The organism is Kitasatospora sp. NPDC058190 (assembly GCF_042883685.1).
GTDB lineage: Bacteria > Actinomycetota > Actinomycetes > Streptomycetales > Streptomycetaceae > Kitasatospora.
In genome coordinates this window covers 1-21,987 of the sequence record NZ_JBHVVI010000058.1, presented here as the reverse complement: position 1 = coordinate 21,987, position 21,987 = coordinate 1, and the positions used below count along the sequence as shown (strand labels likewise).

The window sequence follows — 21,987 nt, the reverse complement described above, 5'->3', positions numbered from 1 at the left end:
GGAAGAGAAGTTGAGCACCTTCACCGCCCCCAAGGGCACCTACGACCTGCTGCCCCCCAGCTCCGCGACCTTCCTGGCGATCCGCGAGCGCATCGCCGCGCCCGCCCGCCGGGCCGGTTACGGCTACATCGAGACCCCGGTCTTCGAGGACGTGAAGCTGTTCTCGCGCGGTGTCGGCGAGTCCACCGACATCGTCACCAAGGAGATGTTCTCCCTCACCAAGCGCGGCAAGGAGGACCTCGCGCTGCGCCCCGAGGGCACCGCCTCGGTGCTGCGCGCCGCGCTCCAGGCCAACCTGCACAAGGCGGGCAACCTGCCGGTCAAGCTCTGGTACTCCGGCTCGTACTACCGCTACGAGCGCCCGCAGGCCGGCCGCTACCGCCAGTTCTCCCAGGTCGGCGCCGAGGCGATCGGCGCCGAGGACCCGGCGCTGGACGCCGAGCTGATCATCCTGGCCGACGACGCCTTCCGCTCGCTGGGCCTGAGCAACTACTCGCTGCTGCTCAACAGCCTCGGCGACAAGCAGTGCCGCCCGGTCTACCGCACCGCCCTGATCGAGTTCCTGTCCGGCCTGGACCTCGACGAGGACACCCGCCGCCGCGCCGAGATCAACCCGCTGCGCGTCCTGGACGACAAGCGCGAGTCGGTGCAGGAGCAGCTGGTCGGCGCCCCGATGCTGCGCGACTTCCTGTGCGAGGACTGCAAGGCGTACGACGTGAAGGTCCGCGAGCTGCTCACCGCCAGCGGCGTGGCCTTCGTCGACGACCCGAAGCTGGTCCGCGGCCTGGACTACTACACCCGCACCACCTTCGAGTTCGTGCACAACGGCCTCGGCGCCCAGTCCGCGATCGGCGGCGGCGGCCGTTACGACGGCCTGTCCGAGATGATCGGCGGCCCGGCGCTGCCGTCCGTCGGCTGGGCCCTCGGCGTGGACCGCACCTACCTGGCGCTGGAGGCCGAGGGCGTCGTCCTCGACCTGCCGGCCGCCACCTCGGTCTATGCCGTCGCGCTCGGCGAGGAGGCCAAGAACGTCCTGTTCGCCAAGGTGGTCGAGCTGCGCCGGGCCGGCGTCGCCACCGACCTCGCCTTCGGCGTCAAGACCATCAAGAACGCCATGAAGTCCGCCGACCGGTCCGGCGCCCGCTTCGCCCTGATCGCCGGTGACCGGGACCTCGCCGAGGGCGTCGTCCAGCTCAAGGACATGAGCACCGGCGAGCAGACCCCCGTCGCTCTCGACGCACTCGTCACCACCCTGAAGGAGAAGCAGCTGTGATCCGCACGCACGACGCGGGCACGCTCCGCCCGGAGCACGCAGGCACCACCGTCACCCTGGCCGGCTGGGTCGCCCGCCGCCGCGACCACGGCGGCGTTGCCTTCATCGACCTGCGCGACGCCTCCGGCACCGTGCAGATCGTGGTCCGCGACCTGGACTCGGTGCACGGCCTCCGCGCCGAGTACTGCGTCAAGGTCGTCGGTGACGTCCGGGTCCGCCCCGAGGGCAACGAGAACCCGGAGATCCCGACCGGCGCCGTCGAGGTCGTCGTCAGCGGGATCGAGGTGCTCTCCGAGGCCGCCCCGCTGCCGTTCCCGGTCGCCGAGTACGAGCCGGGCACGGTCAACGAGGAGGTCCGGCTGCGCTACCGCTACCTGGACCTGCGCCGCGAGGGCCCGGCCAAGGGCCTGCGGCTGCGCTCCAAGGTCAACAACATCATCCGCCGGGTGATGGAGGAGAACGACTTCCTCGACATCGAGACGCCGTACCTCACCCGCTCCACCCCCGAGGGCGCCCGCGACTTCCTCGTCCCGGTCCGCCTGCAGCCCGGCCACTGGTACGCGCTGCCGCAGTCGCCCCAGCTGTTCAAGCAGCTGCTGATGGTCGCCGGCATGGAGCGCTACTACCAGATCGCCCGCTGCTTCCGCGACGAGGACTTCCGCGCCGACCGCCAGCCGGAGTTCACCCAGCTGGACATCGAGGCCTCGTTCGTCGACCAGGAGGACATCCTGGCCCTCGGCGAGAAGATCATCGGCGCCGTCTGGCGCGAGGTGCACGGCTACGAGATCCCCAACCCGCTGCCGCGGATGACCTACGCGGACGCGATGGGCCGCTACGGCTCCGACAAGCCGGACGTCCGCTTCGGCCAGGAACTCACCGACCTCACCGAGTACTTCAAGGGCACCGAGTTCCGCGTCTTCCAGGCCCCGTACGTCGGCGCCGTGGTCATGCCGGGCGGCGCCTCGCAGCCGCGCAAGCAGCTGGACGCCTGGCAGGACTGGGCCAAGGCGCGCGGCGCCAAGGGCCTCGCCTACGTGCTGATCGACGCCGAGACCGGCGAGCTGCGCGGCCCGGTCGCCAAGAACCTCTCCGAGGAGCACCTGGCCGGCCTCGCCGCCGCGGCCGGCGCCAAGAACGGTGACGCGGTCTTCTTCGCGGCCGGCAAGGAGCGCGCCTCGCAGGAGCTGCTGGGCGCCGCCCGTCTGGAGATCGGCCGCCGCTGCGAGCTGATCGACGAGTCCAAGTGGGCCTTCCTCTGGGTCGTCGACTTCCCGATGTTCGAGCCGATCGAGGACGACAAGGGCGCGTTCCAGGGCTGGCACGCGGTGCACCACCCGTTCACCGCCCCGACCGCGGAGTCGCTGGCCACCTTCGACACCGACCCGGGCTCGGCCCTGTCCAACGCCTACGACCTGGTCCTCAACGGCTCGGAGCTGGGCGGCGGTTCGATCCGTATCCACCAGCGCGAGGTCCAGAAGCGGGCGTTCGACGCGATCGGCCTCTCCGAGGAGGAGGCGGCCTCGCAGTTCGGCTTCCTGCTGGACGCCTTCAACTACGGCCCGCCGCCGCACGGTGGTGTCGCCTTCGGCCTCGACCGGATCGTCACCCTGCTGGGCGGGTACGACACCATCCGCGACGTCATCGCCTTCCCGAAGACGTCCACCGGTGGTGACCCGCTGACCGGCGCCCCGACCCCGATCACCCCGGCGCAGCGCCGCGAGGCCGGCGTCGACGCCCAGCCGAAGGTCCGCGAGGACGCCAAGTCGGAGGCGCAGCCCAAGGGCTGACACGGCGTCATCGGCTAACCTTCAACGGCCCCGGACGGTCCACCCACCGTCCGGGGCCGGTCCACAACGACGTGTGACACAGGGAGGGTTGACTCATGCAGGTCACTCAGGTCACCACGAGGGTCGAAAGCCCGCAGGACGCCCCGGCGACCAGACGGGTCCACATGGCCGCGTTCCCCGGCCCGGACGAAGCGGACCTGGTGGACGCGCTGCGCCGCGATCCGGCCTGGCTGCCCGGGCTGTCGGTGGTCGCCGTGGACGAGGGCGGGCTGGTGATCGGACACGCCCTGCTGACCCGGCTGCGGGTCGGCGACGGCGGTGGCGGCGCCGGCGGCGGTGACGCGCTGGCGCTCGCGCCGGTCGCGGTCGCGCCGGAGTGGCAGCGCAAGGGCATCGGCGAACTCGTCGTCCGGGCCGCGCTGTCGGCGGCCGAGGAGGTGGGGGAGAAGCTGGTGGTCGTCCTCGGTGATCCGGACTACTACGGCAGGTTCGGCTTCACCCCGGCCGGGCGGCACGAGGTCACCGGCCCGTTCGAGGTGCCGGACGCGTACTTCCAGGTGCTGCCGCTGGCGGCGTACGACGGCGGTCCGCGCGGGCTCTGTCGCTACCCGGAGCCCTTCGTCGGGGTCTGACCGCCCTTTTCGCTCCGCCGACCTGCGTGGTCACCGTTCTGCGTCTACGGTGAAGGGTCATCAGCAGCAGTCGGACGGAGGACCCGAGGGTGACCACCGAGCAGCGGGCCGCGAACCCGGAGCGACTGGCGAGGAAGCCGTACGAGCGGGAGCTGCTGCGGCTGCAGCAGGAGTTGGTGAAGCTCCAGGAGTGGGTGCGGGTCGAGGGGGCCCGCGTGGTGGTGGTCTTCGAGGGGCGGGACGCGGCCGGCAAGGGCGGTGCGATCAAGCGGGTGACGGAGTACCTGAACCCGCGCATCGCCAGGGTCGTGGCGCTTCCCACCCCGACCGAGCGGCAGAAGACCCAGTGGTACTTCCAGCGGTACGTCGAACAGCTGCCGGCGGCCGGGGAGATCGTGCTGTTCGACCGCAGCTGGTACAACCGGGCCGGGGTCGAGCGGGTGATGGGCTTCTGCACCGACGAGGAGTACTGGCAGTTCCTGCACCAGTGCCCGACCTTCGAGCAGATGCTGATCGAGGCGGGCGTCCTGCTGCGCAAGTACTGGTTCTCGGTGAGTGACACAGAGCAGGAGCGGCGGTTCCGGGACCGGCTGGAGGACCCGATGAAGCGCTGGAAGCTCTCCCCGATGGACGTCGAGTCCATCGAGCACTGGGAGGACTACTCGCGCGCCAAGGACGAGATGTTCCTGCACACCGACACCCCGGACTCGCCCTGGCACGTGGTGGAGAGCGACGACAAGCGCCGGGCCCGGATCAACATGATCGCCCATCTGCTCTCCACCGTGCCGTACCACGAGATCACCCCACCCAGGATCGAGCTGCCGCCCCGCCCGGCCCCGCGCGGCTACCAGCGCCCCCCGCGCGATCTGCAGAAGTACGTTCCGGATCACGCTGCCGGACTGGAGTAGACGCGGCTCGCCGGGCGCCGCCGTCGAGGACGGCCCCGCGGGGCGCCCGGGCGGCTGGAGGAGTCCGAGGCCGCGCCGCCGGACCGGCGAACCCTGCAGGGAGAGGGCTGTCGGTCGCCTCAACTAGGCTTCCGGTGTGGACGAACCGGACCTCTTCACCGCCGCCGCCGAGGAACGCCAGAGCAAGGAGCCCGGGCGGGCGCCCCTGGCCGTACGCATGCGCCCGCGCACCCTGGACGAGGTGGCCGGGCAGCGGCAGCTGCTGAAGCCCGGGTCCCCACTGCGGCGGCTGGTCGCGAACTCGCGCGGGCCGGCGGCCACCAGCTCGGTGATCCTCTGGGGGCCGCCCGGCACCGGCAAGACCACCCTCGCCCATGTGATCAGCCAGGCCGTGGAGGGCCGCTTCGTCGAGCTGTCCGCGATCACCGCCGGGGTCAAGGAGGTCCGGGCGGTGATCGACGGCGCCCGGCGGGCGGTCGGCATGTCCGGCCGGGAGACGGTGCTCTTCCTGGACGAGATCCACCGCTTCTCGAAGGCCCAGCAGGACTCGCTGCTGCCGGCCGTGGAGAACCGCTGGGTCACCCTGATCGCGGCGACCACCGAGAACCCGTACTTCTCGGTGATCTCCCCGCTGCTGTCCCGCTCGCTGCTGCTCACCCTGGAGTCGCTGACCGACGAGGACATCCGGGCGCTGCTGCGCCGCGCGGTGGCCGACGAGCGCGGCCTGGAGGGCGCCCTGGAGCTGACCGCGGAGGCCGAGGACCACCTGGTGCGGCTGGCCGGCGGGGACGCCCGGCGGGCGCTCACCACGCTGGAGGCGGCGGCCGGGGCGGCGCTGGAGAAGGGCGAGGCGAGCATCACGCTGGCCACCACCGAGACCGCCGTCAACCAGGCGGCGGTGCGCTACGACAAGGACGGCGACCAGCACTACGACGTGGCCAGCGCGCTGATCAAGTCGATCCGCGGCAGCGACGTGGACGCCACCCTGCACTACCTGGCCCGGATGATCGAGGCGGGGGAGGACCCGCGGTTCATCGCCCGGCGGCTGATGATCTCGGCCAGCGAGGACGTCGGCCTGGCGGACCCGACGGCGCTGCAGACGGCGGTGGCGGCGGCCCAGGCGGTGGCGCTGATCGGCTTCCCGGAGGCCCGGATCATCCTGTCCCAGGCGGCGATCGCGCTGGCGCTGGCGCCGAAGTCCAACTCGGCCTACCTGGCGATCGACGCGGCGCTGGCGGACGTCCGGCAGGGCCTGGCGGGCGCGGTGCCGCCGCACCTGCGGGACGCCCACTACGGCGGTGCGGGCAAGCTCGGCCACGGCAAGGGCTACCAGTACCCGCACGACCTGCCGGAGGGCATCGCGGCCCAGCAGTACGCGCCGGACGCGGTGCACGGCAGGGAGTACTACCGGCCGAACCGGCGCGGCGGCGAGGTCCGGTACGCGGACGTCGTCGAGTGGACGCGGGGGCGGCTTCGCGGGGAGAAGCAGGGCGAGTGATCGGCCGGTCCGGCCGCCGGTATACTCCATGGAAGTGCCACGTCCCGGGACGGCGGCGGGGGAGACCCCACCGACCGGCCGCACCAGCGGGACGCCGGCCGTAGGCCCCTTCCGAGGGGCCCGCACCAGGAGCGTCGCGCACCGTTTCGGTGTCGCGTGCAGCCCACCAGCCCCGGTTCGGTGGGCCGTACGCGTGCTTGCACTTCGTGCCCGGCTCCGGAGAGCGGCTGATCCCTTCGCGCACGCGTCGGGGTTTTCTCCGGGTCGCGACATGCGACCTCCGTCAACACCTGGTGAAAGCCGTATTCGTAAGCAAGGAAGGTTTGGTTCATGGCGAACCAGAAGCGTCCCAAGGTCAAGATCGCGCGTGCGCTCGGCGTGCCGCTGACCCCGAAGTCCGTCAAGTACTTCGAGGCCCGCCCGTACCCGCCCGGCCAGCACGGCCGTGGCCGCAAGCAGAACTCGGACTACAAGGTCCGTCTGCTCGAGAAGCAGCGTCTGCGCGCCCAGTACGACCTGAGCGAGAAGCAGATGGCGCGCGCGTTCGACCGCGCCAAGAAGGCCGAGGGCAAGACCGGTGAGGCGCTCGTCGCCGACCTGGAGACCCGTCTGGACTCCCTGGTCCTGCGTTCGGGCATCGCCCGCACCATCTACCAGGCCCGCCAGATGGTCGTCCACGGCCACATCGAGGTCAACGGTGGCAAGGTCAACAAGCCGTCGTTCCAGATGAAGCCGGGCTACGTGGTCACCGTCCGCGAGCGCAGCAAGGAGAAGGTCCCCTTCCAGGTCGCCCGTGAGGGTGGCTACGCGGGTGAGGGCCAGACCCCGAAGTACCTCGAGGTCAACCTGAAGGCCCTGGCCTTCCGCCTGGACCGTGCGCCGCAGCGCAAGGAGGTCCCGGTGATCTGTGACGAGCAGCTGGTCGTCGAGTACTACTCGCGCTGACCCGCGCTCGGTTCCGCAGTTCGCGAAACCACAGCGAGCCCCCGTCGCCTTTCGAGGCGGCGGGGGCTCGCTGCTTGGTGCGGTCAGATGCTCTCGCCGGTCATCGCGGCGGCCAGCCGCAGGTGCGGGCGGGCTTCCTCGGCGCGGCCCTGGCGCTCCAGGGTGCGGCCGAGCATCAGCCGGGCGTAGTCCTCGGCCGGGTCGAGGTCGAGGATCCGGCGCAGTTCGGCCTCGGCGCGGCCGAGCTGGGCGGAGTGGTAGTAGCTGCGAGCCAGCAGCAGCCGGACGGAGAGATTGGCCGGCTCCTCGGTCAGCACGCCTTCGAGCGTGCGGGCGGCATCGGCGTACGCCTTGGACTCGAAGTAGAAGTTCGCGAGGCGGTACTCGTCGTGGAGGGCCATGGTGCTCCTTCCGGGTAGTTCCTTGCCTCCTCAAGCAATCGGCAAGTTTCAACTATTCCGCACCGGCGAGGGCGCCGGTGCGGGCGGCGCCGAGCAGGGGCGGGGGCCCGGTTCCGGGCCGTCCGCCGAGCCCCCGCCGCCGAGCGCCCGGGAGACGGCGGCGTCCAGGTCCAGCCGGGTGCCGGCCTGGTAGCACTCCTCGTACTCCCGCTCGGTCAGCCCGGCCCGGGCCCGCTCGGCGCACTCCTGGTGGGTGCCGAAGAAGGAGCGCGAGCCCAGGAAGGGGTTGCCGACCGTCCGCCAGATCCGGTGCGCGGCGCCCTGCAGCACCCGGGCCTCGCACAGGTCGGTGGGCTCGCCCGGGCCGGCCGGCTCGGTCTCCAGCAGCGCCAGCAGGTCGATCCCCAGCACGATGCCGAGCAGGTCGTGGAAGAGGTGGTTCAGCCGCACGCACTCCCGGGCCAGGGCGCGGGCCGACTGGACCGCGCCGTCCAGGTAGTGCGAGTACGCCGACGCGTACAGCACGTAGGCGTACGCCCACTGCTCGCCGTGCTCCTCGCACACCTCGCGGGCCTGGCCGAACCAGAGCTCGCCGCTGTCCTGGTCGCCCTGGAACAGGTAGGCGAGGCCCAGCTCGATCATGCCCATCACGACGTTGCTGTTGAGCTCGCCGATGGTCCGGTAGTGCCAGAGCGCCTCCTCGAACAGCTCGGCGGCGCGCTCCGGGTCGTCGCCGATCAGGGCGGCGCAGCCCTGGCGGTGGACGGCGTAGGCGAGGGCCCGGTCGTCGCCGGTGTCCAGGGCCTGGCGGCGGCACTCCTCCAGCGCCGGACGGGCGGCGCCGAGGTCGCCCTGCAGGGTGGCCATGTAACCGGTCACCCAGAGGGCCTTCGCGCGGGCCTCGGTGGGTTCGCGGTCCAGGGTGAGCGCCCGGTCCAGCCAGTGCCGGCCCTCGCCGAGGTGGCCGCAGCCGACCCAGTAGAACCACAGGGTGCCGGCCAGCAGCAGGGCGATCTGCTCCTCGCCGGGCTCGGCGAGGCAGAACTCCAGCGCGGCCCGCAGGTTGGTGTGGGCGAGTCCGGTGCGTTCGGCGGTCTCGACCTGCCGGGGGCCGAACCACTCGACCTCGCCCCAGGTGGCGACGCCCAGGTACCAGTCCCGATGGCGGCGCAGCAGCCGCGGCTCCTCGCCGGCGGCGCGCAGCCAGTGGCCGCCGTACTCGCGCAGGGTGTCCAGCAGGCGGAAGCGGACGCCGAAGGTGCTGTCCTCGCGCAGGACGACGGACTTGGCGATGAGTTCGTCGAGCAGGTCGAGCACGTCCTCGGGCTCGATGCCGTCGCCGGCGCAGACGTACTCGGCGGCCTCCAGGTCGAAGCTGCCGGCGAAGATCGACAGGCGGGCCCAGAGTAAACGTTCCTGCGCTGTGCAGAGCTCATGGCTCCAGCCGATCGTGGTGCGCATGGTCTGGTGTCTGGGCAGCGCCGTTCGGCTGCCCCCGGTGAGCAGCCGGAACCGGTCGTTCAACCGGGCGGTGATCTGCTCCACCGACAGCGCCCGCAGCCGCCCGGCCGCCAGCTCCACCGCCAGCGGGATGCCGTCCAGTCGGCGGCAGAGCAGGCCGACCGCCTCCGCGTTGGCCGCGGTCACCTCGAAGGAGGGCAGCACCGCCCGGGCCCGGTCGGCGAACAGCCGCACCGCGTCCGGCAGTGTGCCCGTCGGTCTGTCCGGCAGCGGGTCGACCGGCAGCGGGGCCAAGGTCAGCACGTGCTCGCCCGAGGCCCGCAGAGCGGAGCGGCTGGTGGCCAGCACCCGCAGCCCGGGCAGCACGCGCAGCAGGGCGTCGGTCAGCTCGGCGCAGGCCTCCACCAGGTGCTCGCAGCCGTCCAGCACCAGCAGCAGGCGGCGCCCGGCCAGCCGCTCGCCCAACACGTCCAGCGGCGGGCGGGCGGTGCCGTCGGTCAGTCGCAGCGCCTCCAGCACGGCGTGGCCGAGCAGCAGCGGGTCCTGCACCGGGGCCACCTCCACCAGCCAGGTGCCGTCCGGGAAGGCGCCGGCCGCCCGGGCCGCGGCGCGCAGCGCGAGCCGGCTCTTGCCCACCCCGCCGGGCCCGGTCACGGTCACCAGCCGGGCGCCGGCGAGCAGGGCCGCCAGCTCGGCCAGTTCCCGTTGCCGCCCGACGAAGCCGGTCACCTCGGCCGGCAGCCGGCCGGGCTCCGGCTCGCGCGGCCACGCCGCGGGCTGTGCTGTCCAGTCGCCGGCCAAGCGCTGCTCCCCGTTGTTCCGAGCCCGGACCGTCACGGTCCGGACGTGCGTCGGGCCGTACGGGCGACGGCCCGCCTGGCAGAACGAGGTGACCGGCCGGTAGGTTACGCGCGCGGTTCGCACACCCGGGCGAGGCCGCCGGCGACGGCCCGGTCCGGAAACCGGGTGTGGGCGCGATAGGGTTTGGCTTGGAGAGCAGCAAGGCGAGGGAGCGCGCAGAAGTGTCCGTGGGAGAGCTGGCCGGATTGCTCGTCGCCGTGTTCTGGGCGGTCCTGGTCACCCTGCTCGCCGTGGTGCTGGTCCGTCTCTCGCGGGTGCTCAAGGAGGCCACTGTCCTGGTCTCCGCCGTCACCGAACAGGCCGTGCCGCTGCTGACCGAGGCGGGCGCCGCGGTGCGCAGCGCCAACGAGCAGCTGGAGCGGGTGGACGAGATCACCGCCAACGTGCAGGACGCCGCCGCCAACGCCAACGCGCTGTCCTCCACCGTTGCCGCCACGCTGGGTGGACCGCTGGTGAAGGTCGCGGCCTTCAGCTACGGCGTCCGCAAGGCCGTCGCCAAGCAACAGGGCGGTCTGTCGACCGTGCCGACCCAGGCCGGTGACCGCGAGGAACTCGCCCGGCTGATCAGGGCCGAGGTGCGCGCCGCGACCGCGCCCAGGAACGGCCTGCTCTCCAGGGTCCGGCGCGCGGTGAGGGGCTGACGACATGGCACGCATCTTCTGGATGGCGGTCGGCGCCGGCGCCACCGTCTGGGCCATGAAGAAGGCCAACGCGGCCGTCCACCGGCTCACCCCCGACAGCCTCTCCGGCACCGCCGCGCGCGGTGCGCTGCACCTGGGCGACCTCGCCAAGCAGTTCGCCCAGGACGTGCGGGCCGGCATGGCCGAGCGCGAGGAGCAGCTGAAGGACGACCTCGGACTGCACGGCACCGCCGTCGTCGAGCCCCGCAGCACCCGCCGGGTACTGCGCGGTGAGCCGCAGTACCGAGCTATCTCGGCGGCGCCCGGTCACCCGGCCGCCGCCCTGCCACCCGCTCGCGCCCTGCCCGACGGTACGGGCCGCACCACCCCACAGACCATTGAAGAGACGCCCCGCCGAGCCCTGCCGCGGGGCGGAACGAACCGGAAGGACCACTAATGGAGTCGGCTGAGATCCGCCGCCGCTGGCTGCGCTTCTTCGAGGAGCGCGGCCACACCGTCGTTCCGTCGGCGTCCCTGGTCGCCGACGACCCCACCCTGCTGCTCGTCAACGCCGGCATGGTGCCGTTCAAGCCCTACTTCCTGGGCGAGGTCAAGCCGCAGTTCTCGCGCGCCACCAGCGTCCAGAAGTGCGTGCGCACCCTGGACATCGAGGAGGTCGGGAAGACCACCCGGCACGGCTCCTTCTTCCAGATGTGCGGCAACTTCTCCTTCGGCGACTACTTCAAGGAAGGGGCCATCAAGTTCGCGTGGGAGCTGCTCACCACTCCCGTCGCGGACGGCGGCTACGGCCTGGAGAAGGAGAAGCTCTGGATCACCGTCTACAAGGACGACGACGAGGCCGAGCAGATCTGGCGTGACGTCATCGGCGTGCCCGCCGAGCGGATCCAGCGCCTCGGCATGAAGGACAACTTCTGGTCGATGGGCGTCCCCGGCCCGTGCGGCCCGTGCTCGGAGATCAACTACGACCGCGGCCCCGCGTACGGCGAGGAGGGCGGCCCGGCCGTCAACGGCGAGCGCTACCTGGAGATCTGGAACCTGGTCTTCATGCAGTACGAGCGCGGCCACGGCGACGGCAAGGACGGGTTCGAGATCCTCGGCGACCTGCCGAGCAAGAACATCGACACCGGTCTCGGCCTGGAGCGCCTCGCCGCCATCCTGCAGGGCGTCGACAACCTCTTCGAGATCGACACCAGCCGGATGATCCTCGACCGCGCCGCCGAGCTGACCGGCCACACCTACGGCGCCGACCACAAGTCGGACGTGTCGCTGCGCGTCGTCACCGACCACATCCGCACCGCGCTGATGCTGGTCGGCGACGGCGTCACCCCCGGCAACGAGGGCCGCGGCTACGTGCTGCGCCGCATCCTGCGCCGCGCCATCCGCAACATGCGCCTGCTGGGCGCCACCGAGCCGGTGGCCAAGGAGCTCATCGACGTCGCGATCAAGGCGATGGCCCCGCAGTACCCCGAGCTGGAGACCGACCGCAAGCGCATCGAGACGGTCGTCATCGGCGAGGAGTCGGCCTTCCTGCAGACCCTGAAGGCGGGCACCAACCTGCTGGACGTCGCGGTCACCGAGACCAAGCAGTCCGGCGGCGCGGTGCTCTCCGGCGAGCAGGCGTTCAAGCTGCACGACACCTACGGCTTCCCGATCGACCTCACCCTGGAGATGGCCGAGGAGCAGGGCCTCCAGGTGGACGAGGCCGGCTTCCGCCGTCTGATGCAGGAGCAGCGGGACCGCGCCAAGGCCGACGCCAAGGCCAAGAAGATGGGCCACGCCGACGTCGCCGCGTACCGCGACGTCGCCGACAAGTCCGGCGCCAGCGTCTTCACCGGCTACACCCTGACCGAGGGCGAGGCCACCGTGGTCGGCCTGCTGGTCGACGGCGTTCCCTCGCCGGCCGCCTCCGAGGGCGACGAGGTCGAGATCATCCTCGACCGCACCCCCTTCTACGCCGAGGGCGGCGGCCAGCTCGCCGACCACGGCCGGATCCGGCTGGAGTCCGGCGCGGTGGTGGAGATCCGGGACGTGCAGCAGCCCGTCCCGGGCGTCACCGTGCACTCGGGCGGCGTGCTGTTCGGCGAGGTCGTCCTCGGCGCCTCGGCGTACGCCACCATCGACACCGAGCGCCGCCGGGCGATCGCCCGCGCCCACTCGGCCACCCACCTGACCCACCAGGCGCTGCGCGACGCGCTCGGCCCGACGGCCGCCCAGGCCGGCTCCGAGAACGCCCCGGGCCGCTTCCGGTTCGACTTCGGCTCGCCCGCCGCCGTTCCGGGCAGCGTGCTGGTGGACGTCGAGCAGAAGATCAACGACGTGCTGGGCCGTGAGCTCGACGTCACCGCCGAGGTCATGACGATGGACCAGGCCCGCAAGGCCGGCGCCATCGCGATGTTCGGCGAGAAGTACGGCGACGAGGTCCGGGTCGTCACGATCGGCGACTTCTCCAAGGAGCTGTGCGGTGGCACGCACGTCGGCAACACCGCCCAGCTGGGCCTGGTGAAGCTGCTCGGCGAGTCCTCGATCGGCTCCGGCGTGCGCCGCGTGGAGGCGCTGGTCGGCGTCGACGCGTACAAGTTCCTGGCCCGTGAGCACACCGTGGTCTCCCAGCTCACCGAGCTGGTCAAGGGCCGCCCGGAGGAGCTGCCGGAGAAGATCTCGGGCATGCTCGCCAAGCTCAAGGACGCCGAGAAGGAGATCGAGCGCTTCCGCGCCGAGAAGGTGCTGGCCGCCGCGGCCGGCCTGGTCGACTCGGCCGAGGACGTGCACGGCATCGCCGTGGTCGCCGCCCAGGTCGCCGACGGCGTCGGTGCGGACGAGCTGCGCAAGCTGGTCCTGGACGTGCGCGGCCGGCTGGGCTCGCGCCCGGCGGTGGTCGCCGCGTTCACCGTGGCGAACGACCGTCCGCTGACCGTGATCGCCACCAACGAGGACGCCCGCGGCCGCGGCATCAAGGCCGGTGAGCTGGTCCGGACCGCCGCCAAGACCCTCGGCGGCGGCGGTGGCGGCAAGGACGACGTCGCCCAGGGCGGCGGCTCCAACCCGGCCGCGGTCGGCGAGGCCATCGCCGCGGTGCGCGGCCTGGTCGCGGAGCGCGCCTCCTGATGACCGAGCAGGAGCCGAGGCCCTTCCGGCGCGGGCGGCGGATCGCCGTCGACGTCGGCGACGCCCGGATCGGGGTCGCGTCCTGCGACCCCGACGGGGTGCTCGCCACGCCTGTGGAGACCGTCCCGGCCGGGGTGAAGTCGCAGGCCCGGATCGCCGCGATCGTCGAGGAGTACGACGCGATCGAGGTGGTCGTCGGGCTGCCGCGCTCGCTCAGCGGCAAGGAGGGCCCGGCGGCGGAGAAGGTCCGCGCGTACGCCGCCCGGCTGGCCAACCGGCTCTACCCGGTGCCGGTACGGCTGGTGGACGAGCGGATGTCGACCGTCACCGCGACCCACGGGCTGCGTGCCTCGGGGGTCAAGGCGAAGAAGGGCCGCTCGGTGGTCGACCAGGCCGCCGCGGTGGTGATCCTGCAGACCGCCCTTGAGTCCGAACGGGTGAGCGGACGCCCGCCCGGTGAGAGCGTCGAGGCGGTCGGCTGATCGGCCTGCTCTAACGTCCCGTTGAGGGGTCCGTGCGGACGCGTCCGCACGGACCCCTTTTCGTTCGACTCCGTATCCGTTTCGGGTCGGTCCAGATCGATGCAGATCAGTGCAGATCGATGTGAGCGACTCGGAGCGGTTCGGACCGTTTCGAAGCGATTCGGGACCGCCGAGGGGGCGCGAGCCATGACCGACCAGGACTTCCACCCGGGGCTCACGCCCGGACACCTGGGTGCTCCGGTACTGGAGCCGGAGGGCCGCCCCCCGGGCGCGCCCCGGCCGCGCTTCGATGCGCCGGATCCGCACCGACGGCGCAACGGACTGGCCTGCGGGCTCACCGCGTTCGCGCTGATCGCGGTGTTCGGCGGGATCGGGCTGACCGGCTACACCTGGCTCCAGGGGCAGCGCAAACCCCTGGCCGCCGCCGACTACGCGGGGCAGGGCGCCGGCAGCGTCCAGGTCTCGGTGCCGGAGGGCGCGGGCCTGGCCCAGATCGCCTCCGCGCTGGTCCGCAACGGGGTGGTGGCCAGCTCGCTCGCCTTCACCAGGGCGGCGAAGGGCAGCGCGGCCGCCGCCGGGCGGATCCAGCCCGGGACGTACACCCTGAGGCAGAAGATGTCGGCGGTCGCGGCACTGGCCGTCCTGATCGACCCGGCCAACGCCAACGGCCTCACCATTCCCGAGGGTTGGCGCGGCTACCAGATCTTCGCGGCGATCGACAAGAAGCTGAAGCTGCCCGAGGGCACCAGCCGGAAGACCGCCCAGGAGCAGGCCGCCGAACTGGGCCTGCCGGACTTCGCCAAGGGCAGCCCCGAGGGCTACCTGTTCCCCGCGACGTACAGCGTCACCGACGGGACCACCGCGCTGGACCTGCTGAAGCAGATGGTCGAGCGGGCCGGCAAGGAGTTCAGCCGGGACGACGTCAACGTCGTGGCGCAGACCCTCGGCCAGAGCCTGTACGGGCTGGTCACCGTGGCCAGCATGGTCCAGGGCGAGGCCGACAACACCGAGGACATGGGCAAGGTGGCCCGGGTCATCTACAACCGGCTGGCCAAGGGCATGCCGCTGCAGCTGGACTCCACGATCAACTACGCGCTCGGCCGCTCGACCCTGAACACCACCGTCACCGACACCAAGCTGGACTCCCCGTACAACACCTACCTGCACCCCGGGCTGCCGCCCTCGCCGATCTCCAACCCGGGGCGACAGGCGATCATGGCGGCCCTGGACCCGACGCCGGGGGACTGGGTGTACTTCGTCACCGTGAAGCCGGGGGACACCCGCTTCACCGACAGCTTCGAGGTGCAGCAGCGCAACGTGGCGGAGTTCAACGCCGCCCGGGCCGCGGCGAAGCCGAGCGCCACGCCGTCGGCCACGGCCGCCGCGACGCCCTCCGGTCCGGCCGCCGCCACGCCCTCGGCCGCGGGTGCCGCGACGCCGTGACGGGCCCGTGTGTCGAGGGTGATGTCGAGGGTGAGGTCGCTCACTGACGGTACGTCCCGTTCGGGCGGGGGCATGGCTGCGGTACGGTAACGTCTCCTCCCAGGCGCTGCGCTAGCACGCCGGTTCGAGAATCAGCCGGGACGGCGTCGTCCCGGACGGCCGGTCCGATCCTCCGGTCGTCACCGTCGGTTAAGGGGATCAATGACCGATCTGGGTCGGGGCTACGGCCCCCAGGGCGAGCCGTGGCACCCCGGTGATCCCGGGTACGGCGGCCAGCAGCCGGTCCCCGGCCAGCAGGACGGCCAGTGGCAGCAGTACCCGCAGCAGGGCCAGCAGGTCCAGCAGCCTTACGGTGACGTGCAGCAGCAGGCGTACCAGCAGCAGATGCAGCAGCAGGCATACCCTCAGGGGTACGAGCAGCAGATGCCGATGCAGGGGTATCCGCAGCAGCAGCAGATGATGGCGGCCGAGGGCTACCAGCAGCAGATGCCCCAGCAGGGCTACCCCCAGCAGCAGATGCCGATGCAGCAGGGCATGCCCCAGCAGCAGATGCCGATGCAGCAGGGCATGCCCCAGCAGCAGATGCAGCAGATGCAGCAGGGCCATCCCCAGCAGATGACGGCCCAGCAGCAGATGCCGATGCAGCAGCAGGGTATGCCACAGCAGCAGGTCCAGCAGCCGCCCGTCCAGCAGCAGGCGCCGCGGCAGGCCCAGCCGGCCGCGCCCGCCTCCGGCCCCGGTCCGGACGGGATCGACTGGGAGGCCGAGGCCGCTGCGCTGGAGTCCGGTGCCGACCCGGTCGGCGCGGCGCACGAGCCCGAGGTCGAGGAGTGGGATGGCCACGAGGACGGCCACCACGAGGAGGACGGGTACCTCGAGGAGCACGCCGAGGCCGAGGAGGAGGGCTTCCTCGGCACGCAGGACGACTCGCGCGAGGCGCAGAAGAAGCGCAAGGAGAAGGGCAAGAAGGCGGGCCGCCGCAACGGCGGTGCCTGCCTGCTGGTCGCGCTGGTGCTGCTCGGTGCCATGGGCGGCGCCGGCTGGTGGGGCTACGGCTTCTACCAGGACCACTTCGGCCCGCCGCCGGACTTCACCGGTGACGGCAGCGGCTCCGTCCAGGTCGAGGTCAAGCAGGGCGCGGTCGGCGGCCAGATCGGTCTCGCGCTGAAGAACGCCGGCGTGGTCAAGAGCGTCGACGCGTTCACCAAGGCCTGCAACAACGAGCCCAAGTGCGGCACCATTCAGCCCGGCTTCTACGGGATGAAGAAGGAGATGTCGGCGGCCGCCGCGCTCAAGGAGCTGCTCGACCAGGCGGGCGGCGCGGCCATCGTGATCCCGGAGGGCAAGAACTCCTCCGAGATCTACGACAGGATCGACGCCAAGCTGAAGCTGCAGAAGGGCACCACGGCGAACGTCGCCAAGGCCCAGGTCAACGACCTCGGCCTGCCCGCGTACGCGAACGGCAACATCGAGGGCTTCCTCTGGCCGACCCGCTACAACATCGCCGACGGCATGAAGCCCGAGGACCTGCTCAAGCAGATGGTGAAGAACGCCACCGACAAGTACGCGAACCTGGACGGCCAGGCCGCCTCGGTGGGCCTCAAGAACGCCTACGAGGTGATCACCGAGGCGAGCATCCTGCAGCGCGAGGGCAACAACACCGCGGACTTCGCCAAAATGGCCAAGACCATCCAGAACCGGTTGGCGAGCAACGACACCCAGCACCGTCTCGGTATGGACACCACGCTCCAGTACTCGCTCGGGCGCAAGGATCTCACCCGGGGCGACATGGACAACGCGTCCAACAAGTACAACACCTACCTCAACCCGGGCCTGCCGCCGACGCCGATCTCCAACCCCGGCGACGACGCGATCAACGCGGTGCTGCACCCGGCGGACGGCAAGTGGCTGTACTTCATCGCGATGTCGCCGACCGAGACCCGGTTCGCCGAGACGGCCAAGGAGCACTACGCCAACGTCAAGGAGTACTGCACGAACGCCGGCCAGGGCTTCGACGAGGCCCGCGGCCACTGCACCACCAAGTAGTCCGCACCGGTAACCCGCCCACGGAGGGGCAGCGTTGACCAGCAAGCACCGGGCGGCCGTCCTCGGCTCGCCGATCGCCCACTCGCTCTCGCCGGACCTGCACCGGGCCGCCTTCGCGGCGCTCGGGCTGGACGACTGGCGCTACGACCGCTTCGAGATCGACGAGGCCGGCCTGCCCGGCTTCGTCGCCGGACTGGACGAGGCCGAGTGGGCCGGGCTGTCGCTGACCATGCCGCTCAAGCGGGCGGTCATCCCGCTGCTGGACGAGGTCAGCGCGACCGCCCGCTCGGTGGACGCGGTCAACACCGTGGTGTTCACCGCCGACGGCCGGCGCACCGGGGACAACACCGACGTGCCCGGGCTGGTCAACGCGCTGCGCGAGCGCGGCATCACCGAGGTGCCCGCCGCCGCCGTGCTGGGCGCCGGGGCCACCGCCTCCTCGGCGCTGGCGGCGCTCGCCCAGGTCTGCACCGGCGAGGTGACGGTCTACGTGCGCAGCGCCGAGCGGGCCCGGGAGATGGCCGAGCTGGGCGAGCGGCTCGGCGTCGTCGTCCGGACCGCCGACTGGGAGTGCGGGGCCGAGGCGTTGGAGCGGCCGCTGACCGTCTCCACCACGCCGGTCGGCGCGACGGACGGCTTCGCGGCCGCCCTGCCCGCCGCGCCGGGGGCGCTGTTCGACGTGCTCTACCACCCGTGGCCGACGGCGCTGGCCGCCGCCTGCGCCGAGCGCGGGGCGACCGTCCTGGGCGGGCTGGACCTGCTGGTGCACCAGGCGGTGCTGCAGAGCGAGGCCTTCACCGGGCGCAGGCCCGGGCCGCTGGCGGCGATGCGCGAGGCGGGCGAGAAGGCGTTGGCGGGGCGCTGAGTCGCAGCTTGCGGCCACCCCACGGCCGGATGGTGACCGGTTGCTGTCCGTCACGCGGACTCTGACCCCGGGTGCCGCTGGGGCATGAAAGGATTCAGGCACAAGGCACGCCCGGGGCGGGCCGCGGCGGTGCCGTGGGCCGGTCCGCTGATGAAGGAGCTCCGTTGGGTACGTTGCGCTGGCTGACGGCGGGGGAGTCGCACGGCCCCGCACTCGTCGCGACGCTGGAAGGCCTGCCCGCCGGTGTACCGGTCACCACCGCCATGGTGGCCGACGCGCTGGCGCGCCGCCGGCTCGGTTACGGCCGCGGGGCGCGGATGAAGTTCGAGCAGGACGAGGTGACCTTCCTCGGCGGCGTCCGGCACGGTCTGACCATGGGCAGCCCGGTGGCGGTCATGGTCGGCAACACCGAGTGGCCGAAGTGGGAGCAGGTCATGTCGGCCGACCCGGTCGACCCCGAGGTGCTGGCCGGTCTGGCCCGCAACGAGGCGCTGACCCGCCCCCGGCCCGGCCACGCCGACCTGGCCGGCATGCAGAAGTACTCGATCGACGAGGCCCGGCCGATCCTGGAGCGCGCCAGCGCCCGCGAGACGGCCGCCCGGGTCGCGCTGGGCGCGGTCGCCCGCTCGTACCTGAAGGAGACCTGCGGGATCGAGATCGTCAGCCACGTGGTCGAGCTGGCCGCCGCCAAGGCGCCGGCCGGTGTGCTGCCGCTGCCCTCGGACGAGGCCCGGCTGGACGCCGACCCGGTGCGCTGCCTGGACGCGGACGCCTCGAAGGCGATGGTCGCCGAGATCGACCGGGCGCACAAGGACGGCGACACCCTCGGCGGCGTGGTCGAGGTGCTCGCGTACGGCGTGCCGGTGGGCCTCGGCTCGCACGTGCACTGGGACCGCCGCCTGGACGCGCAGCTGGCCGCCGCGCTGATGGGCATCCAGGCGATCAAGGGCGTCGAGGTCGGCGACGGCTTCGAGCTGGCCCGGGTGCCGGGTTCGAAGGCGCACGACGAGATCGTCCCGACCCCCGAGGGCGTCAAGCGCACCTCCGGCCGCTCCGGCGGCACCGAGGGCGGTCTGTCCACCGGCGAGGTGCTGCGGGTGCGCGCCGCGATGAAGCCGATCGCCACCGTGCCGCGGGCGCTGCAGACCCTGGACGTGCGCACCGGCGAGCCGGCCAAGGCGCACCACCAGCGCTCGGACGTCTGCGCGGTGCCGGCGGCCGGGATCGTCGCCGAGGCGATGGTCGCGCTGGTGCTGGCCGACGCGGTGAACGAGAAGTTCGGCGGTGACAACGTGTCGGAGACCCGTCGCAACGTGGAGAACTACCTCGACCACCTGATCATCAAATGAGTGAGCGAAGCGAGCTCGTCATCAGGAGGCGCCCGTTGTGGTCGTCGCCTGCCGAGCGCAGCGAGGTGGGGGCATGACCAGCCCCGTCGTGGTGCTGGTCGGCCCGCCCGGCAGTGGCAAGTCCACCGTCGGGCGGGCCCTGGCCGAGCGCCTGGGTGTCGGCTTCCGGGACACCGACGCCGACATCGAGGCGCTGGCCGGCAAGCCGATCCCGGAGATCTTCATCGACGAGGGCGAGCCGCACTTCCGCGAGCTGGAGGTGGCCGCCGTGCGGGCCGCCGCCACCGGGCACGGCGGGGTGCTGGCGCTCGGCGGCGGCGCGGTGATGGCCGAGGCCACCCGGGAGCTGCTGCGCGAGCTGCCGGTGGTCTTCCTGGAGGTCCCGCTGGGCGACGCGGTCAAGCGGGTCGGCCTGGACGCCCCGCGCCCACTGCTGGCCGTCAACCCACGGGCCCGCTGGCGCGAGCTGATGGAGGCCCGCCGCCCCCTCTACCTGGAGGTGGCCACCGCCGTGGTCGACACCGCCGGCCGAACCCCCGCGCAGGTCGCGGACGCCGTACTGGAAGCACTGGAGCTGAAGACCCCCCATGACTGACACCACCGTCAGGATCCACGTCGGCGGCAGCGCCGGCCACGACCCGTACGACGTGCTGATCGGGCACCAGCTGCTCGGTGAGCTGGCGCCGCTGATCGGCGGCCGTGCCAAGCGGGTCGCGATCATCCACCCGGAGGCGCTGGCCGCCACCGCCGACGCCATCCGGGACGACCTGGTCGGCGAGGGGTACGAGGCGATCGCGCTCCAGGTGCCCAACGCCGAGGACGCGAAGAGCGCCGAGGTCGCCGCGTACTGCTGGTCGGTGCTCGGGCAGACCGGGTTCACCCGCAGTGACGTCATCGTCGGCCTCGGCGGCGGCGCCACCACCGACCTGGCCGGCTTCGTCGCCGCGACCTGGCTGCGCGGGGTGCGCTGGATCTCCATGCCCACCACGCTGCTCGGCATGGTCGACGCGGCCGTCGGCGGCAAGACCGGCATCAACATCGCCGAGGGCAAGAACATGGTCGGCGCCTTCCACCCGCCGGTGGGCGTGCTGGCCGACCTCGGCACCCTGGAGACCGTGCCCAAGCACGACTACGTCTCCGGCCTCGCCGAGGTCATCAAGTGCGGCTTCATCGCCGACCCGGCCATCCTCGACCTGATCGAGGCCGACCCGGAGGGAGCGAAGACCCCGGCCGGCCCGCACACCGTCGAGCTCATCCGCCGCGCCATCCAGGTCAAGGCCGACGTGGTCTCCGGGGACCTCAAGGAGTCCGGCCGGCGGGAGATCCTCAACTACGGCCACACCCTGGGCCACGCCATCGAGCGCAACGAGCGCTACAAGTGGCGGCACGGCGCGGCGATCTCCATCGGCATGGTCTTCGCGGCCGAACTCGGCCGGCTGGCCGGGCGGTTGGACGACGAGACGGCCGACCGGCACCGCACCGTGCTGGCCTCGGTCGGCCTGCCGCTGAGCTACCGGGCGGACGCCTGGCCGAAGCTGCTGGACGCGATGAAGATCGACAAGAAGTCGCGCGGCGACCTGATCCGCTTCATCGTCCTGGACGGCCTCGGCAAGACCTCCGTGCTGGAGGGCCCGGACCCGTCCCTGCTGGTCGCCGCGTACGCGGAGGTCTCGGCGTGACCCGGGTGATGGTGCTCAACGGCCCCAACCTCGGCCGGCTGGGCAGTCGCGAGCCGGACGTCTACGGCGCCACCTCGTACGCCGGACTGGTCGAGCGCTGCACCGCGCTGGGCAAGGAGTTCGGCTTCGAGGTCGAGGTGCACGAGACCAACTCCGAGCAGCAGATGGTGGAGTGGCTGCACGAGGCGGCCGACGGGAAGGTGCCCGTGGTGATCAACCCGGGCGCGTTCACCCACTACTCGTACGCGATGCGGGACGCCGCCGCGCAGCGCACCGCGCCGCTGATCGAGGTGCACATCTCCAACCCCTACGCCCGGGAGACCTTCCGGCACAACTCGGTGATCGCCGCGGTGGCCTCCGGCACCATCGCCGGGTTCGGGATCGGCTCGTACGAGCTGGCGCTGCGCGCCCTGGCGGAGCAGCTCACCGCGCGGTGAACCGCGACCGATCTGAAACGGCGTGGGACGGCCGGAGTTGATCCGGACCGACCCGGACCGACCTGACCCGACCTGAGTTGCCCGGAGCCGCCTGCGGGTTGACCTGAGCCGATGTCGGTGGAGGCCGGAGCGGCAGGGGCGAACCCGGCGGCCCGGCGGCGGACTGTGCCCGCC

Annotated in this window: 19 protein-coding genes; 17 read left to right on the top strand and 2 right to left on the bottom strand. The window is 72.1% G+C overall.

Features of this window, described 5'->3' with window-relative positions:
* Positions 1–10: 10 nt before the first annotated feature.
* The 6 genes from hisS (at position 11) to rpsD (ending at position 7,043) form a co-directional block, all read left to right on the top strand.
* Positions 11–1,273 carry a histidine--tRNA ligase gene (hisS, locus tag ACFVWU_RS25005; RefSeq protein ID WP_387624966.1) on the top strand — a complete coding sequence of 421 codons (1,263 nt, stop codon included), beginning with the start codon at positions 11–13 and terminating at the stop codon, positions 1,271–1,273.
* The gene (gene aspS / locus ACFVWU_RS25000) at positions 1,270–3,060 is read left to right on the top strand and encodes an aspartate--tRNA ligase (RefSeq protein ID WP_387624963.1); all 1,791 of its coding nucleotides are present in this window, start codon (positions 1,270–1,272) and stop codon (positions 3,058–3,060) included. The genes hisS and aspS overlap by 4 nt, the downstream gene beginning before the upstream one ends.
* 95 nt (positions 3,061–3,155) lie before the next feature.
* Positions 3,156–3,692, top strand: coding sequence for a GNAT family N-acetyltransferase (locus tag ACFVWU_RS24995; RefSeq protein WP_387624960.1), 537 nt, complete (start codon positions 3,156–3,158; stop codon positions 3,690–3,692).
* A gap of 89 nt (positions 3,693–3,781) precedes the next feature.
* Positions 3,782–4,600: a polyphosphate kinase 2 gene (gene ppk2 / locus ACFVWU_RS24990; protein WP_387624957.1), complete on the top strand. Its 819-nt coding sequence runs from the start codon at positions 3,782–3,784 to the stop codon at positions 4,598–4,600.
* Positions 4,601–4,736: 136 nt separating this feature from the next.
* On the top strand, positions 4,737–6,098 hold the full coding sequence (locus tag ACFVWU_RS24985; RefSeq protein WP_387624954.1) for a replication-associated recombination protein A: 1,362 nt from the start codon (positions 4,737–4,739) through the stop codon (positions 6,096–6,098).
* A gap of 330 nt (positions 6,099–6,428) precedes the next feature.
* Positions 6,429–7,043 carry a 30S ribosomal protein S4 gene (rpsD, locus tag ACFVWU_RS24980; protein WP_030056230.1) on the top strand — a complete coding sequence of 205 codons (615 nt, stop codon included), beginning with the start codon at positions 6,429–6,431 and terminating at the stop codon, positions 7,041–7,043.
* Positions 7,044–7,126: 83 nt separating this feature from the next.
* Here rpsD and ACFVWU_RS24975 read toward each other — a convergent pair whose 3' ends face one another.
* Both ACFVWU_RS24975 and ACFVWU_RS24970 read right to left on the bottom strand, forming a co-directional pair.
* Entirely contained in the window at positions 7,127–7,444 is a 318-nt protein-coding gene (locus ACFVWU_RS24975; RefSeq protein ID WP_387624951.1) for a tetratricopeptide repeat protein, read from the bottom strand.
* 48 nt (positions 7,445–7,492) lie between these two features.
* Positions 7,493–9,706 carry an ATP-binding protein gene (locus ACFVWU_RS24970; RefSeq protein ID WP_387624948.1) on the bottom strand — a complete coding sequence of 738 codons (2,214 nt, stop codon included), beginning with the start codon at positions 9,704–9,706 and terminating at the stop codon, positions 7,493–7,495.
* A 221-nt stretch (positions 9,707–9,927) separates the two neighbouring features.
* Between ACFVWU_RS24970 and ACFVWU_RS24965 the strand changes: the two genes are divergently transcribed.
* The 11 genes from ACFVWU_RS24965 (at position 9,928) to aroQ (ending at position 21,813) form a co-directional block, all read left to right on the top strand.
* Entirely contained in the window at positions 9,928–10,407 is a 480-nt protein-coding gene (locus tag ACFVWU_RS24965) for a DUF948 domain-containing protein (RefSeq protein ID WP_387624945.1), read from the top strand.
* A gap of 4 nt (positions 10,408–10,411) precedes the next feature.
* Positions 10,412–10,843, top strand: a complete 432-nt coding sequence (locus tag ACFVWU_RS24960) for a DUF6167 family protein (protein ID WP_387624943.1) — start codon at positions 10,412–10,414, stop codon at positions 10,841–10,843.
* Positions 10,843–13,512 carry an alanine--tRNA ligase gene (alaS, locus tag ACFVWU_RS24955; protein WP_387624940.1) on the top strand — a complete coding sequence of 890 codons (2,670 nt, stop codon included), beginning with the start codon at positions 10,843–10,845 and terminating at the stop codon, positions 13,510–13,512. The genes ACFVWU_RS24960 and alaS overlap by 1 nt, the downstream gene beginning before the upstream one ends.
* Positions 13,512–13,994, top strand: coding sequence for a Holliday junction resolvase RuvX (ruvX, locus tag ACFVWU_RS24950; protein ID WP_380614083.1), 483 nt, complete (start codon positions 13,512–13,514; stop codon positions 13,992–13,994). Before alaS ends, ruvX begins: the two co-directional genes overlap by 1 nt.
* Positions 13,995–14,180: 186 nt before the next feature.
* Positions 14,181–15,437, top strand: a complete 1,257-nt coding sequence (mltG, locus tag ACFVWU_RS24945) for an endolytic transglycosylase MltG (protein WP_387624936.1) — start codon at positions 14,181–14,183, stop codon at positions 15,435–15,437.
* 201 nt (positions 15,438–15,638) lie between these two features.
* Entirely contained in the window at positions 15,639–17,483 is a 1,845-nt protein-coding gene (gene mltG, locus ACFVWU_RS24940) for an endolytic transglycosylase MltG (protein WP_387624934.1), read from the top strand.
* A gap of 34 nt (positions 17,484–17,517) precedes the next feature.
* Positions 17,518–18,348, top strand: coding sequence for a shikimate dehydrogenase (locus ACFVWU_RS24935; RefSeq protein ID WP_387624931.1), 831 nt, complete (start codon positions 17,518–17,520; stop codon positions 18,346–18,348).
* 164 nt (positions 18,349–18,512) lie between these two features.
* On the top strand, positions 18,513–19,697 hold the full coding sequence (aroC, locus tag ACFVWU_RS24930) for a chorismate synthase (protein ID WP_387624928.1): 1,185 nt from the start codon (positions 18,513–18,515) through the stop codon (positions 19,695–19,697).
* 73 nt (positions 19,698–19,770) lie between these two features.
* Entirely contained in the window at positions 19,771–20,292 is a 522-nt protein-coding gene (locus ACFVWU_RS24925) for a shikimate kinase (protein ID WP_387624926.1), read from the top strand.
* Positions 20,285–21,376, top strand: a complete 1,092-nt coding sequence (gene aroB / locus ACFVWU_RS24920; protein ID WP_387624923.1) for a 3-dehydroquinate synthase — start codon at positions 20,285–20,287, stop codon at positions 21,374–21,376. The genes ACFVWU_RS24925 and aroB overlap by 8 nt, the downstream gene beginning before the upstream one ends.
* An 8-nt stretch (positions 21,377–21,384) precedes the next feature.
* Positions 21,385–21,813 carry a type II 3-dehydroquinate dehydratase gene (gene aroQ, locus ACFVWU_RS24915; protein WP_387625031.1) on the top strand — a complete coding sequence of 143 codons (429 nt, stop codon included), beginning with the start codon at positions 21,385–21,387 and terminating at the stop codon, positions 21,811–21,813.
* The last annotated feature ends 174 nt before the right edge of the window (positions 21,814–21,987 follow it).